Below are 13915 nucleotides of genomic sequence, written 5' to 3'. Positions count from 1 at the left end.
GTGAATCAGTTGGATCGGTGTCGACTTCATTCGCGAGCAGGCTCGCTCCCACAGGGAAATGCATTCCAGGGTGGGAGCGAGCCTGCTCGCGAAAGCGGCAGTTCAGGCGCCACAAATTTTCAATCAGCCCGGATCGCGGAACCCCGGGTGGAAATCTTTTGGCACGGCCACGCTGACGCTGTCACGGGTGGCGATGTCGATGCCTTCGCTGGCGACTTCGGCGAGGAAGTCGATCTGCTCCGGGGTAATCACGTACGGCGGCAGGAAATACACCACGCTGCCCAGCGGACGCAGCAGCGCGCCACGCTCCAGCGCATGCTGGAACACCTTCAAACCGCGACGTTCCTGCCAAGGGTAGGCCTCTTTGGTGGCTTTATCCTTGACCATTTCGATCGCCAGCACCATGCCGGTCTGCCGCACTTCGCTGACATTCGGGTGATCGACCAGATGCGCAGTGGCCGAGGCCATGCGCCGGGCCAGGGCCTGGTTGTTCTCGATGACGTTGTCCTGCTCGAAGATATCCAGGGTCGCCAGCGCCGCCGCACAGGCCAGCGGGTTACCGGTGTAGCTGTGCGAATGGAGGAAGGCGCGCAGGGTCGGGTAGTCGTCGTAGAACGCGCTGTAGACCTCGTCGGTGGTCAGGCACGCCGCCAGTGGCAGGTAGCCGCCGGTCAGGGCCTTGGACAGGCAGAGGAAGTCCGGGCGGATGCCGGCCTGCTCACAGGCGAACATGGTGCCGGTGCGGCCGAAGCCGACGGCGATTTCGTCGTGGATCAGGTGCACGCCGTAGCGGTCGCAGGCTTCGCGCAGCAGCTTGAGGTACACCGGGTGATACATGCGCATGCCGCCGGCGCCCTGAATCAACGGCTCGACGATGACTGCCGCCACGCTGTCATGATGTTCTGCCAGTGTCTGTTCCATGGCGGCGAACAGGTTGCGCGAATGCTCTTCCCAGCTCATGCCTTCGGGGCGCAGATAACAATCCGGGCTGGGCACCTTGATGGTTTCCATCAGCAGCGCTTTGTAGGTCTCGGTGAACAGCGGCACGTCGCCGACCGCCATCGCTGCCATGGTTTCGCCGTGGTAGCTGTTGGTCAGGGTGACGAAGCGCTTTTTGTTTGGCTGGCCGCGGTTGAGCCAGTAGTGAAAGCTCATTTTCAGCGCGACTTCGATGCAGGACGAACCGTTATCGGCGTAGAACACCCGATTCAGGCCTTCCGGGGTCATCTTCACCAGACGCTCGGACAGTTCGATCACCGGTTGATGGCTGAAACCAGCCAGAATCACGTGCTCCAGCTGATCGACCTGATCCTTGATGCGCTGGTTGATGCGCGGGTTGGCGTGGCCGAACACGTTGACCCACCAGGAGCTGACGGCGTCGAGGTAGCGCTTGCCTTCGAAGTCTTCGAGCCAGACGCCTTCACCGCGCTTGATCGGGATCAGCGGCAGCTGTTCGTGGTCTTTCATCTGGGTGCAGGGATGCCACAGCACCGCGAGGTCGCGTTGCATCCACTGGTTATTCAGGCCCATTTACAGTCTCCTCGAGGCGGCTCGCGTCAGGCGCGGGCAAACAATCGCGCAAGCCTATGCAATGCATCGCGCCGGGACAACCCATTGCGTCGATTGAGCTACTTTGTATGGGCCGATAGACGTCGCTGGCGGCGTTTTGATGGCTGACGTATTCTTCGCGGTTCTTTGGGTCGTCTGACCCGCAAAACTGCTTTTTTCCTACGTGTATTTCCGGAGTTCGCTGAATGTCTGTCGGTTGGCTGCGCGCCTGTGCGCTGGTGATGTTGGGGCTGTTCAGCGTTACGGCGCTGGCCAAGGATAAAACCGCAATCGTGATCGGCGGCGGCCTGTCGGGCCTGACCGCAGCTTACGAGCTGCAAAACAAGGGCTGGCAGGTCACGCTGCTCGAAGCCAAGCCGAGCCTGGGCGGTCGCTCGGGCATGGCCACCAGCGAGTGGATCGGCAACGACAAGACCCAGCCGGTGCTGAACAAATACGTCTCGACCTTCAAGCTGAGCACCACGCCAGCCCCTGAATTCGTGCGTACACCGGGTTATCTGATCGACGGTGAATATTTCTCCGCTGCCGATCTGGCGACCAAGCAGCCGGCCACCGCCGATGCCCTGAAGCGCTACCAGAAAACCCTCGACGATCTGGCCCGTTCGATCGACGACCCGCAGAACCCGGCCGCGACCAACACCCTGCATGCGCTGGACCAGATCAACGTGTCGAGCTGGCTCGACAAGCAGAACCTGCCGGCCACCGCGCGTCAGCTGATCAACCAGGACATCCGCACCCACTACGACGAGCCTTCGCGTCTGTCGCTGCTGTATTTCGCCCAGCAGAACCGCGTCTACCGTGGCGTCTCTGACCGTGACCTGCGCGCCTCGCGTCTGGTCGGCGGCAGCCAGGTGCTGGCCCAGGCGTTCGTCAAACAGATCAAGACCATCAAGACCAACTCGCCGGTTTCCGCGATCACTCAGGACAAGGATGGCGTGACCGTCAAGGTCGGCAGTGTTGGCTATCAGGCTGACTACGTGGTGCTGGCCGTGCCGCTGCGTGCGCTGAACAAGATTGCGCTCACCCCGGCGCTGGACGCTCAGCACCTGGCCGCGATCAAGGGCACCAACTACGGCTGGCGCGACCAGATCATGCTCAAGTTCAAGACGCCAGTGTGGGAAAGCAAGGCGCGCATGTCCGGTGAGATCTACAGTAACGCCGGCCTCGGCATGCTCTGGATCGAACCGGCGCTGAAAGGTGGCGCCAACGTGGTGATCAACCTGTCCGGCGACAATGCCCGCGTGATGCAAGCGTTCGGCGACAAGCAGATGGTCGATCAGGTGCTGATCCGTCTGCACGCGTTTTATCCACAGGCCCGTGGCTCGTTCACCGGCTATGAAATCCGTCGCTACAGCACCGACCCGTCGATGGGCGGCGCCTACCTGGCTTACGGCCCGGGCCAGATCAGCAAGTTCTGGCGCATGTGGGAGCGCCCACTGCAACGCGTAGCGTTTGCCGGCGAACACACCGACACCCTGTATCCGGGCACTCTGGAAGGCGCGCTGCGCACCGGTCAGCGTGCGGCCAGTCAGGTTGAAGACCTGGCCGCCGGCAAGTCGTTTGAGCCGGTCAAAGTGGTTCCAGCCGCAGCAGCGGCAGGCGCGGCGGGTGCCGTGGCGGCGAAGAAGGGCAACTTCTTCAGCAACCTGTTTGGCGGTTCGGATGACGAGAAGAAGCCAGAACCTGTGAAGGCGCCTGAGCCGGCTCCAGCTCCAGCAGCCCCAGCGCCTGCACCGGTTCCAGCCCCTGCGCCAGCTCCGGTAGAAGCGCCGAAACCCGCCGCTCCGGTGAAAGCCGAGCCGGCGAAGAAAGCGCCAGCCAAGCCTGCGGCGAAGAAGCCTGCAGCGAAAACCGAGGCGAAAAAGGCCCCGGCCAAACCGGCGGCGAAAAAGGCTGAGCCGGCGAAGAAGCCTGCGGCCAAGCCGGCTACAACCCCGGCTCCGGCGGCAAACACCGATAGCAAAGCGCAGTAAGGCTTTGCGGTGAATGAAAAAGCGCGGCTCTCATGCCGCGCTTTTTTTTGGCCTGCCAAACCGCCTTCGCGAGCAAGCTCGCTCCCACATTATTCGACCGTGATCCCTCAGCTGGAATGCGATCCCCTGTGGGAGCGAGCTTGCTCGCGAAGAGGCCGGTTCAGGCAGCACTGACTTTGGATCTGTACCCAGCCTTCTGCCCCACTCTTTCCCCTTTAATCTTTCCTTAACTACCATGTTCAAGACTCTTGATCGTATTTCTCGATATTTCAAAGCAAAATTTTCCGCTTTAATTCGATAGATAACTCGCTAGTCTTGGTTCGCAGTTCTCACAGGATTTGGGCAATGCAGCTACGTAACTCTGCTTCACGCTATGGTTGGGTCAGCATCTTCATGCACTGGGGCGTGGCGCTGGCGGTCTTCGGACTGTTCGCGCTGGGTCTGTGGATGGTGGGGCTGGATTACTACAGCAGCTGGCGCAAAGACGCGCCGGATCTGCACAAGAGCATCGGTCTGGTGCTGCTGGGTGTGATGGTGTTGCGGGTGTTGTGGCGCTTTATCAGCCCACCACCACCGACGCTGCAAAGCTACAGCCGCATGACCCGCATCGGCGCCAAATTCGGCCACGGGTTTCTGTACGTCGGGCTGTTCGCTGTGATGCTTGCCGGTTACCTGATTTCCACCGCAGACGGTGTCGGGATCCCGGTGTTTGGCCTGTTTGAAGTTCCTGCACTGGTTTCCGGGTTACCGGATCAGGCAGACACCGCTGGGGTGATTCATCTCTGGCTGGCATGGGCGCTGGTAATTTTTTCCGGTCTCCATGCGTTGGCAGCATTGAAGCACCACTTTATCGATCGTGATGCGACCCTTACTCGAATGCTCGGTCGCAAAGCCTGAAATTCAACCTCGACTCAAAGGAAAAGAAAGCATGTTGAAAAAGACTCTGGCCGCTCTGGCAATCGGTTCGGCCGTACTGTCCGCGAACGTGATGGCTGCTGATTACACCGTCGACAAGGAAGGCCAGCACGCTTTCGTCGACTTCAAGATCAGCCACCTGGGCTACAGCTACATCACCGGTACCTTCAAGGACATCGACGGCAAGTTCAGCTTCGACGCCGCCAAGCCTGAAGACAGCAAAATCGAATTCAACGTGAAAACCGCCAGCGTGTTCACCAACCACGCCGAGCGCGACAAGCACATCTCCAGCAAAGACTTCCTGGACGTGGGCAAATACGCTGACGCCAAGTTCGTCTCCACCAGCGTCAAATCCACCGGCAAGAACGCCGATGGCAAAGACACTGCCGACGTGACCGGCGACCTGACCCTGCACGGCGTGACCAAGCCAATCGTGGTCAAGGCTGTGTTCCTGGGCGAGGGCAAGGATCCATGGGGCGGCTACCGTGCCGGCTTCGAAGGTACCACCAGCATCAAGCGCTCTGATTTCGGCAAGATGATGGATCTGGGTCCACAGTCCGACAAGGTCGACCTGTACATCTCGTTCGAAGGTGTGAAAGCGAAGTAATTTTCGCCGCCATACAAAAACGCCCCCGGTCGTAAGGCCGGGGGCGTTTTTTATTGTCCTTCACAACACTGATCTCACCGCAGATCCCCTGTGGGAGCGGGCTTGCTCGCGAATGCGGCGGGCCAGTCGATACTTCCGTTACAGACATACCGCATTCGCGAGCAAGCCCGCTCCCACAGGTGATGTGGTGATTCAGGGATATTGGCGTGCTCATAAAAAATGCCCCGGCTCTTTCGAACCGGGGCATTTTTCATTGCCGCGATAACTCAGCGATTGCGGGTCAGCAGTGCTGGTTTTTCGCCGCGCGGGCGGGTCGGCAGTTGATCGAGCTGCTCAGGCGTCGGGAAGCGGTCGGCTTTCGATTCCTTGTGCATGATCTTCGGCCCGGTGCTGCGCGGGTTCTGCACGGCCGGTTCGGCGCGTTGCTGATCGTCGCGAGCCGGGCGGCGGTTGCGCGAGGACTCGTCACGACGGCCCTGGCCATCACGGGGAGCACCGTTGCGCGGGCCGCTGCGTTTGCCCGGTGGGGTGCCGGTGCTCGAACCGTTGCTGTTACGCGGGCCGTTCTGGCGACCTTGCGACTGACCGCCGCGTGGAGCGCCTGCACCTGCGCCCTGAGCTGGCGCGCCTGGACGGCGACCACGGCCACCGGCAGGAGCAGCTTTCGGCACGTAATCAACGCGGTTACCGAAGTTATCGATATCGTCGTCGAGGAACTCGTCCGGTGCACGATCAGCCGCCGCGCGTGGTGGCTGGCTCGGACGCTGTTCGCGGGCCGGGGTGCCTTCACGCGGTTTCTGCTGACGGGCAGGGCGCTCGCCGCGTTCGCCGGCGGGTTTTTCCTTGCCCTTGTCTTTGCCTTTGTCCTTGCGACCGCCGCCACCACCGCCACCATTCGGACCGTCGCCACGCGGGCCACGGGAGTTGCGCGGGTTGCGCATGTCCGGACGCTCACGCACTTCAGGCTTCTCGGCCTCGATGGTGCTGGCATCGAAGCCCATCAGGTCGCCGTCGGCGATTTTCTGCTTGGTCATGCGTTCGATGCTTTTCAGCAGCTTCTCTTCGTCCGGGGCCACCAGCGAGATCGCCTCGCCCGAACGACCGGCGCGGCCAGTACGGCCGATACGGTGCACATAGTCTTCATCGACGTTCGGCAGTTCGAAGTTGACCACGTGTGGCAACTGATCGATGTCCAGACCGCGCGCGGCGATGTCGGTCGCGACCAGGATGCGCACTTCACCGGCCTTGAAATCGGCCAGGGCTTTGGTGCGGGCGTTCTGGCTTTTGTTGCCGTGGATGGCCACAGCCGGCAGGCCGTGTTTGTCCAGGTACTCGGCCAGACGGTTGGCGCCGTGCTTGGTGCGGGTGAACACCAGTACCTGTTCCCAGGCACCGGCGGTGATCAGGTGCGCCAGCAGGGCACGCTTGTGGCTGGCCGGCAGACGGAACACGCGTTGCTCGATGCGCTCGACCGTGGTGTTCGGCGGTGTGACTTCGATGCGTTCCGGGTTGTGCAGCAGCTTGCCGGCAAGATCGGTGATGTCTTTGGAGAACGTCGCCGAGAACAGCAGGTTCTGCCGCTTGGCCGGCAGACGCGCGAGGACTTTCTTCACGTCGTGGACAAAGCCCATGTCGAGCATGCGGTCGGCTTCGTCGAGGACGAGGATTTCGACGTGGGACAGATCGACGCTGCCCTGGCCGGCGAGGTCGAGCAGACGACCCGGGCACGCGACGAGGACGTCAACGCCACGGGACATGGCCTGGACTTGCGGGTTCATGCCGACGCCACCGAAGATGCAGGCGCTGACGAATTTCAGGTCACGGGCGTAGATCTTGAAGCTCTCGTGAACCTGGGCCGCGAGTTCGCGGGTCGGGGTCAGGACCAGTACGCGCGGTTGGCGCGGGCCATGACGCTGGGATTTGTCCGGGTGACCGTTGGGGAACAACCGCTCCAGGATCGGAAGGGCGAAACCGCCGGTTTTACCGGTACCTGTCTGTGCCGCAACCATCAGGTCGCGACCTTGCAACACGGCGGGAATGGCCCGCTGTTGCACCGGAGTAGGCTCGGTATAGCCCGCATCTTCGATGGCACGGACTAAAGCCTCGGAGAGACCGAGGGAAGCAAAGGACATGAGTAATCCTGTTTTAGTTAGGGCTTGGCCCAATGGGAGTCTTGCCTGGCGCGAATCGCGTTTAAGAGGACGCGATCCCGTCCGGTCCTGCTGCGGCTCCGAAGGCACGTCAGGAGCGCTCGCGCGGGCTGAAAGCTGCGCTGTAGCGGGTCGAGAGGCCTGTTACGGTTCCGGGCGTCCGGGCGTGAGCCTGGCGGGAACGCCGGAGTATAACAGAGCAATCACTGCGCGCTGCTTTCCTGCTGCTCAACGGTTTTGCGGCTGGCCGAGGCGTTGCCCAGCGGCACGGCGTCGACCGGGGCGGCGCCGTAGCGTGCGCTGAGCTCGGCGTAGGCCGGTTCGCGCTTGAAACGCTTGAGTTCGGCACCGAAACGCGCCACCAGCAGATCCATCCCGGCATTGCGTCGAACGGCCAGATATTGGCTCTGACGGCTGATGACCGTGGGATTTTCGGTGATTTGATCGCGAATATTCAGTTGATCGAGCAAATGCTGGCCCACGCGGCGATCGGTGATCAGCAAGTCGATACGTCCGCGCAACAGTTTGCCGAAGTTGGCCTCGTGGGTTGGTGCCGGCTCGCGGGTGAACAGTGTCGACTGGCTGAAGTCCGGACTGTACAGATAGCCCGGCGAAGTGCCGATGGTCAGGCCTTTGAGGTCTTCGAGCTGGCGGAACGGATGGGGACGGTCGTTGGCGTAGAACATCACGAACTCGACGTCCGACAGCGGTTCGATGGGGTAGAGCAGAGTGGCATCACGCTCGTCGCTGTGAAAAATATCCAGCGCGCCATCGGCCTGGCCGGTTTCGAGCATCGACAGACAACGTTTCCACGGCAGGAACTGCCACTCGACTTCGATTCCCAGACGCTTGAACACGATGGCGGTGGTTTCGTAGTCCAGCCCGAGGTTCTTGCCGCCCTCCTCGTAGACATAAGGCGCCCACGGCTCGGTGACAATACGCAGCTTCTCGCCCCGAGCGGCAAAGCTCAGGCAAGCAAAAACCAGCACGGTGAGTAACTGCGCGAAAAAAGGCATGGCTTGAGATTACGACGAGAAACGCGAAAGAGCCAGAAAGTGCCTGCACAAGCTCTAATTCGGGGATTCAAAAGCAAAAAATCGCAGCAACGACACCCCTGTAGGAGCTGCCGAAGGCTGCGATCTTTTGATCTTTCTTTTAATGCTTAGCGCGGCAACTTCAGGTTATTCCAGATCGCCAGACTAGGTTCAGCCTGGTTCATGGAATAGAAGTGCAGCCCCGGTGCGCCGCCCTGCAACAGGCGTTCGCACATTTCGCTGACAACTTGCTCGCCGAAGCGCTGAATGCTCTGGCTGTCATCGCCGTAGGCTTCCAGTTGCTTGCGGATCCAGCGCGGAATTTCCGCACCGCAGGCATCGGAGAACCGCGCCAGCTTGCTGTAGTTGGTGATCGGCATGATCCCCGGCACCACCGGAATGTCCACGCCTAGCGCCTGCAAACGGTCGACGAAGTAGAAGTAGCTGTCGGCGTTGAAGAAGTACTGGGTGATCGCGCTGTCGGCACCGGCGCGGGCCTTGCGCACGAAGTTGGCGAGATCGTCTTCGTAATTGCGCGCTTGCGGATGCATCTCCGGGTAAGCGGCAACTTCGATGTGGAAATGATCACCGGTTTCTTCACGAATGAATTCCACCAGTTCGTTGGCGTGACGCAGCTCGCCGCTGGTCATGCCCATGCCGGACGGCAGGTCACCGCGCAGCGCAACGATGCGCTTGATGCCGGCAGCCTTGTACTCGTTCAGCAGGCCGCGCAGGTCGTCCTTGCTGTCGCCGACGCACGACAGGTGCGGTGCGGCCGGTACTTTGACTTCGCTTTCCAGTTGCAGAACGGTGTTGAGGGTGCGATCACGGGTCGAACCACCAGCGCCGTAGGTGCAGGAGAAGAAGTCGGGGTTGTACGTTGCCAGCTGACGGGCAACGTTGAGCAGTTTTTCATGCCCAGCATCGGTCTTGGTCGGGAAGAACTCGAAGCTGTAGCGACGGTCTTGGGACATGGGAAATACCCTTGGAAACACGAAGCCTGTGAGGCTTGCACCGCCCATGTGGGAGCGGGCTTGCTCGCGAAAGCGGCGGGTCAGGCAACATCAATGCTGAATGACAGACCGCTTTCGCGAGCAAGCCCGCTCCCACAGGGAGAGCAGGCCGCCGCGTCAATCAGTAGCGGTAAGCGTGCGGCTTGAACGGGCCTTCGACGGTGACGCCGATGTAGTCAGCCTGTTGCTTGGTCAGTTGAGTGACCACGCCACCGAAGCCGCGCACCATTTCCAGGGCCACTTCTTCGTCGAGTTTCTTCGGCAATACTTCAACGGTCAGACGCTCGGCTTTCTCGGCTGGCGACAGGTCGGCGTACTTCTGGCCGAACAGGAAGATCTGCGCCAGTACCTGGTTGGCGAACGAACCGTCCATGATGCGGCTCGGGTGACCGGTGGCGTTGCCCAGGTTCACCAGACGGCCTTCGGCCAGCAGGATCAGGTAGTCGTCGTTCTGTGCGTCGAAAGCGCCCGGGCCGGTACGGTGGATCTTGTGGACCTGTGGCTTCACTTCTTCCCACGCCCAGTTCTTGCGCATGAAAGCGGTGTCGATTTCGTTGTCGAAGTGGCCGATGTTGCAGACAACAGCGCGCTTCTTCAGGGCTTTGAGCATGTTCGCGTCGCAAACATTGACGTTACCGGTGGTGGTCACGATCAGGTCGATCTTGCCCAGCAGCGCTTTGTCGATGCTTGCTTCGGTGCCGTCGTTGATACCGTCGATGAACGGCGAAACCAGTTCGAAACCGTCCATGCAGGCCTGCATGGCGCAGATCGGGTCAACTTCGGAAACCTTGACGATCATGCCTTCCTGACGCAGCGACTGAGCAGAGCCCTTGCCCACGTCACCGTAACCGATGACCAGCGCTTGCTTGCCGGACAGCAGGTGGTCGGTGCCGCGCTTGATCGCATCGTTCAGGCTGTGACGGCAGCCGTACTTGTTGTCGTTCTTGGACTTGGTCACCGAGTCGTTGACGTTGATCGCCGGGATCTTCAGCTCGCCCTTGGCCAGCATGTCCAGCAGGCGGTGAACGCCGGTGGTGGTTTCTTCGGTCACGCCGTGAACGCGGTCCAGCACCTGTGGGTACTTGTCGTGCAGCAGCTGAGTCAGGTCGCCGCCGTCGTCGAGGATCATGTTGGCGTCCCATGGCTGGCCATCCTTGAGGATGGTCTGCTCCAGGCACCACTCGTACTCTTCTTCAGTCTCGCCTTTCCAGGCGAAAACCGGGATGCCGGCGGCAGCGATGGACGCAGCGGCCTGATCCTGAGTCGAGAAAATGTTGCAGGACGACCAGCGTACTTCGGCACCCAGGGCAACCAGGGTTTCGATCAGCACGGCAGTCTGAATGGTCATGTGGATGCAGCCGAGGATTTTCGCGCCCTTGAGCGGCTGCTCGGAGGCGTACTTGCGGCGCAGACCCATCAGGGCCGGCATTTCCGACTCGGCGATGATGGTTTCGCGACGGCCCCAGGCAGCCAGGGACATATCGGCAACTTTGTAATCGTTAAAATCTGCAGGCGTGATAACAGCGCTCATGAAGAGCCTCCATTCGTAATGTATGCGAATGGGCGCCGTTGTGCGTTTAGTGTCCGGCCGTGGCCAGTCAACGCCCCATCCGAGCCTGACAGGTTGATCCTGCTGCAGCGCCCCTCGGACAGGTGGCGGGAAAACGGTAGCAGGTGAACGTTACCGTTTTGAAACGGGGGCGATTATAGCCGTCTAGACTGATCTTCCAAAGGGTTTCTGTCGGCCAGATGAAGATCGCTAATAGCGACCATAGTAGAAGGCTCATGGAGCATGACCGTCCGGTCTGCCAAGATGGCGCCATCTTTCGGCAAACGCTCAGGAGTGAATATGAATTTCCACACCCGCAAATGGGTAAAACCCGAAGACCTCAACCCCAATGGCACCCTGTTCGGCGGCAGCCTGCTGCGCTGGATCGACGAAGAAGCGGCGATTTACGCGATCGTCCAGTTGGGCAATCAGCGCGTGGTGACCAAGTACATTTCCGAGATCAACTTCGTCAGCGCCTCGCGCCAGGGCGACATCATCGAACTGGGCATCACCGCCACCGAGTTCGGCCGCACCTCGATCACCCTGACCTGCGAGGTTCGCAACAAGATCACCCGCAAGAGCATCCTCACGGTCGAGAAGATGGTCTTCGTCAACCTCGGCGAAGACGGCCTGCCGGCGCCGCACGGTCGCACCGAGATCAAGTACGTCAAAGACCAGTTCAAGGAAGATGAACTGGTCAGCAACTAACATCGGCGGCGCGCCCTTCGCGAGCAAGCCCGCTCCCACATGGATTGCGTTGTACCTGTGGGAGCGGGCTTGCTCGCGAATGCGGTTGTTCAGCCAGCGAAGAATCATCTGGCCACTGAACAGCCATGAACCGCCGGGGTCGTAGGTAAACACCACCCCCCACGGTTCCCGCGCCATGAGCAACCCTACAGACGGCAAGACCCCCAACCTCTCGACCGATGAACAACACGAAGTCGAGAAAAACCAGCCGCCCCGCGCGGCGGTTCTGCATGAAATCATCCGCACTCAAGGTGATCAGGAACTGGAGCGCAGCATTGCCGCGCTGTGGTGGTCGGCGCTCGCCGCCGGGCTGACCATGGGCCTGTCGCTGATGGGCATGGGCCTGCTCAATTCGCGTCTGCCCGAGGGCGAGGAATTCAAGGTGATCGCCAGTTTCGGCTACTGCGCCGGTTTCCTCGCGGTGATTCTCGCCCGCCAGCAATTGTTCACCGAAAACACCCTGACCGCCGTTCTACCGGTGATGACCAAACCGACCCTGAAAAACTTCGGCCGGCTGATCCGCCTGTGGGGCGTGGTCCTGTTCGGCAATTTGTGCGGGACGATTCTGGTGGCGTACGTGATGCTCGAGCTGCCGATCTTCGACACCAAGACTGATCACGCCTTCCTTGAAATCGGCCGCAAGGTCATGGAAAACCACGCCAGTCAGATGTTTGCCAAGGGCATCGTTTCCGGCTGGATGATCGCCACCATGGTCTGGATGATCCCGTCCATGGAGAGCGCGAAGATGTGGATCATCATCCTTATCACCTACCTGATGGCGCTGGGCGACTTCACCCACATCGTGGTCGGTTCGGCGGAAGTGTCGTATCTGGTGTTTGCCGGCGAGCTGCCGTGGAGTGATTTCTGGATGGTGTTTGCCGGGCCCACGCTGGCGGGGAATATCATCGGCGGCAGTTTCATCTTCGCCCTGATCAGCCATGCGCAGATCCGCAGCGAAAGCGGGGCGCCCAAGACGGATAAACCGAACTCCGGCAAACCCCGCGAAGATGAATCCGACAGCAAGCCCCGATAGTTTCAGGCCTTGAACGGCGGGCTGACCGGTTCTGTCGTCGGTTCGCTTTCAGGTGCCTTGAGCTGTCCCTCCCAGCGCGCTATGACCAGCGGTGCCAGTGCATTGCCCAACACGTTGAGCGCGGTGACCGGCATGTCCATCAAGCGGTAGACGCCGGCGATGATTGCCACGCCTTCCACTGGCAAACCGGCGGTGGTCAGGGTCGCTGTGAGGATGATGAACATGAAACCCGGCACTCCCGCCGCGCCCTTTGACGTCAACACCATGATCAGCACCAGCATGGCCTGATCCGCCAGACTCAGATCAATCCCGTACGCCTGGGCGATAAACAGCGTGCCCAGTCCCGCGAACAGCGAGGCGCCATCAAGGTTGAACGAGTACCCCAGTGGAATGACCATGCTGGTGATCGGGCGCGGAGCGCCATACTTCTCCATTTTCTCGATCAGTTGTGGCATCACCGTGGCCGACGCAGCACTGCTGTAAGCCAGTATCAATTCACTGCGTATTTCCCGAATCAGGTGGAAAAAGCGAATGCCGGCCATCCGCGCCACCAGCCCCAGCACGCCCAACGCGAAGAGCAACACCGCGACGTAAGTGATGCCGATCAGCTTCGCCAGCGGCAGTAATGCACTAAGGCCGAAGCTGGCCACGGTGACCCCGATCAGGCCGAAGATGCCGATGGGTGAATAGTGCATGACCAGATGCGTGACCTTGAACATGGTGTCCGATACCGCCTGAATCACGGCGATCAATGGCGCCTTCTGCGGCTCGGGCAGCATCGACAGGGCACAGCCGAACAGGATCGCGAAAAACAGCACGGAGAGCAGCTTGCCCTGAGACATGGCCAGGACGATGTTGTCCGGCACGATGTTCACCAGAGTTCGGCCCAGGTTCTGTGTGTCCCCCGTATTCGCCAGACCAATGGCCGGTGATTGCAGGGTGCTGCTGAAGTCTGCGCCGGCGCCGGGCTGAAAAACATTGCCGACGATCAGTCCGAAGACGATGGCAATGCTGGTGATGGTAAAGAAATAAACCAGCGTCTTTATCCCGACCCGCCCCAGCGCCTTGGTGCTGCCTGCCCCGGCGATGCCGACGACCATGCACGCAAAGACCAACGGTACGACGATCATTTTCATCAGCCTGATGAACAGGTCACCGGCCGGTTGCAGCAGATTGTCGATGAACCAGATCTTGTGTTCGGGAAACTGGTTGAGAAGGATGCCGACGATTATTCCGGCTGCCAGCCCGAGCATGATGCGGGTGACCAGACTGGTGGGTTTCCTGGTAGTCATGATGTGCCCCTTTTGTTGTTGTGTTTGTTGGGG

General features: G+C 60.6%; 11 protein-coding genes and 1 riboswitch. Of the genes, 5 read left to right on the top strand and 6 right to left on the bottom strand.

The genetic code is table 11. The annotated features are described in order from the left end of the window. Positions 1-123 precede the first annotated feature (123 nt). A complete protein-coding gene (locus J1G18_RS00925; protein ID WP_223006955.1) occupies positions 124-1530 on the bottom strand; it encodes an adenosylmethionine--8-amino-7-oxononanoate transaminase in 1407 nt (468 codons plus the stop codon). Positions 1531-1754: 224 nt separating this feature from the next. Between J1G18_RS00925 and J1G18_RS00920 the strand changes: the two genes are divergently transcribed. From J1G18_RS00920 to J1G18_RS00910, 3 genes are all read left to right on the top strand, one after another. Next, positions 1755-3542: a flavin monoamine oxidase family protein gene (locus tag J1G18_RS00920; protein ID WP_223006954.1), complete on the top strand. Its 1788-nt coding sequence runs from the start codon at positions 1755-1757 to the stop codon at positions 3540-3542. Between the two features lie 345 nt (positions 3543-3887). Next, on the top strand, positions 3888-4439 hold the full coding sequence (locus J1G18_RS00915; RefSeq protein ID WP_047596555.1) for a cytochrome b: 552 nt from the start codon (positions 3888-3890) through the stop codon (positions 4437-4439). A gap of 31 nt (positions 4440-4470) precedes the next feature. Further along, a complete protein-coding gene (locus J1G18_RS00910; protein WP_096795740.1) occupies positions 4471-5064 on the top strand; it encodes a YceI family protein in 594 nt (197 codons plus the stop codon). A 266-nt stretch (positions 5065-5330) separates the two neighbouring features. Here the strand turns inward: J1G18_RS00910 and J1G18_RS00905 are convergent, their stop codons facing one another. The 4 genes from J1G18_RS00905 to ahcY all read right to left on the bottom strand — a co-directional run bounded on the left by J1G18_RS00905 (position 5331) and on the right by ahcY (position 10792). Beyond that, positions 5331-7196, bottom strand: coding sequence for a DEAD/DEAH box helicase (locus J1G18_RS00905; RefSeq protein ID WP_098966035.1), 1866 nt, complete (start codon positions 7194-7196; stop codon positions 5331-5333). Positions 7197-7417: 221 nt separating this feature from the next. Continuing rightward, a complete protein-coding gene (locus J1G18_RS00900) occupies positions 7418-8230 on the bottom strand; it encodes a substrate-binding periplasmic protein (protein WP_115988717.1) in 813 nt (270 codons plus the stop codon). A 146-nt stretch (positions 8231-8376) separates the two neighbouring features. After that, positions 8377-9222 (bottom strand): methylenetetrahydrofolate reductase [NAD(P)H], encoded by an 846-nt coding sequence (metF, locus tag J1G18_RS00895; RefSeq protein ID WP_003229047.1) that lies wholly within the window; start codon positions 9220-9222, stop codon positions 8377-8379. A 160-nt stretch (positions 9223-9382) separates the two neighbouring features. Next, positions 9383-10792 (bottom strand): adenosylhomocysteinase, encoded by a 1410-nt coding sequence (ahcY, locus tag J1G18_RS00890; RefSeq protein WP_096795737.1) that lies wholly within the window; start codon positions 10790-10792, stop codon positions 9383-9385. Positions 10793-10815: 23 nt separating this feature from the next. Further along, positions 10816-10914, bottom strand: a riboswitch (S-adenosyl-L-homocysteine riboswitch). 196 nt (positions 10915-11110) lie between these two features. Here ahcY and J1G18_RS00885 point away from each other — a divergent pair. Beyond that, on the top strand, positions 11111-11518 hold the full coding sequence (locus J1G18_RS00885) for an acyl-CoA thioesterase (RefSeq protein WP_095137509.1): 408 nt from the start codon (positions 11111-11113) through the stop codon (positions 11516-11518). Between the two features lie 175 nt (positions 11519-11693). After that, positions 11694-12590 (top strand): formate/nitrite transporter family protein, encoded by an 897-nt coding sequence (locus tag J1G18_RS00880; RefSeq protein ID WP_223006953.1) that lies wholly within the window; start codon positions 11694-11696, stop codon positions 12588-12590. A gap of 2 nt (positions 12591-12592) precedes the next feature. Here the strand turns inward: J1G18_RS00880 and J1G18_RS00875 are convergent, their stop codons facing one another. After that, positions 12593-13882: a cation:dicarboxylate symporter family transporter gene (locus tag J1G18_RS00875; protein ID WP_246881621.1), complete on the bottom strand. Its 1290-nt coding sequence runs from the start codon at positions 13880-13882 to the stop codon at positions 12593-12595. Positions 13883-13915: the final 33 nt, after the last annotated feature.

The organism is Pseudomonas sp. MIS38 (assembly GCF_019891575.1).
In the GTDB taxonomy this organism is placed as follows: Bacteria; Pseudomonadota; Gammaproteobacteria; order Pseudomonadales; family Pseudomonadaceae; genus Aquipseudomonas; species Aquipseudomonas putida_A.
This window is presented reverse-complemented; position numbering and strand designations above follow the sequence as displayed.

Coding starts and splice junctions, on each gene's coding strand:
- J1G18_RS00920 (WP_223006954.1), top strand. CDS start 1,755: ATGTCTGTCGGTTGGCTGCGCGCCTGTGCGCTGGTGATGTTGGGGCTG.
- ahcY (WP_096795737.1), bottom strand. CDS start 10,792: ATGAGCGCTGTTATCACGCCTGCAGATTTTAACGATTACAAAGTTGCC.
- metF (WP_003229047.1), bottom strand. CDS start 9,222: ATGTCCCAAGACCGTCGCTACAGCTTCGAGTTCTTCCCGACCAAGACC.
- J1G18_RS00875 (WP_246881621.1), bottom strand. CDS start 13,882: ATGACTACCAGGAAACCCACCAGTCTGGTCACCCGCATCATGCTCGGG.
- J1G18_RS00905 (WP_098966035.1), bottom strand. CDS start 7,196: ATGTCCTTTGCTTCCCTCGGTCTCTCCGAGGCTTTAGTCCGTGCCATC.
- J1G18_RS00885 (WP_095137509.1), top strand. CDS start 11,111: ATGAATTTCCACACCCGCAAATGGGTAAAACCCGAAGACCTCAACCCC.
- J1G18_RS00900 (WP_115988717.1), bottom strand. CDS start 8,230: ATGCCTTTTTTCGCGCAGTTACTCACCGTGCTGGTTTTTGCTTGCCTG.
- J1G18_RS00915 (WP_047596555.1), top strand. CDS start 3,888: ATGCAGCTACGTAACTCTGCTTCACGCTATGGTTGGGTCAGCATCTTC.
- J1G18_RS00910 (WP_096795740.1), top strand. CDS start 4,471: ATGTTGAAAAAGACTCTGGCCGCTCTGGCAATCGGTTCGGCCGTACTG.
- J1G18_RS00880 (WP_223006953.1), top strand. CDS start 11,694: ATGAGCAACCCTACAGACGGCAAGACCCCCAACCTCTCGACCGATGAA.
- J1G18_RS00925 (WP_223006955.1), bottom strand. CDS start 1,530: ATGGGCCTGAATAACCAGTGGATGCAACGCGACCTCGCGGTGCTGTGG.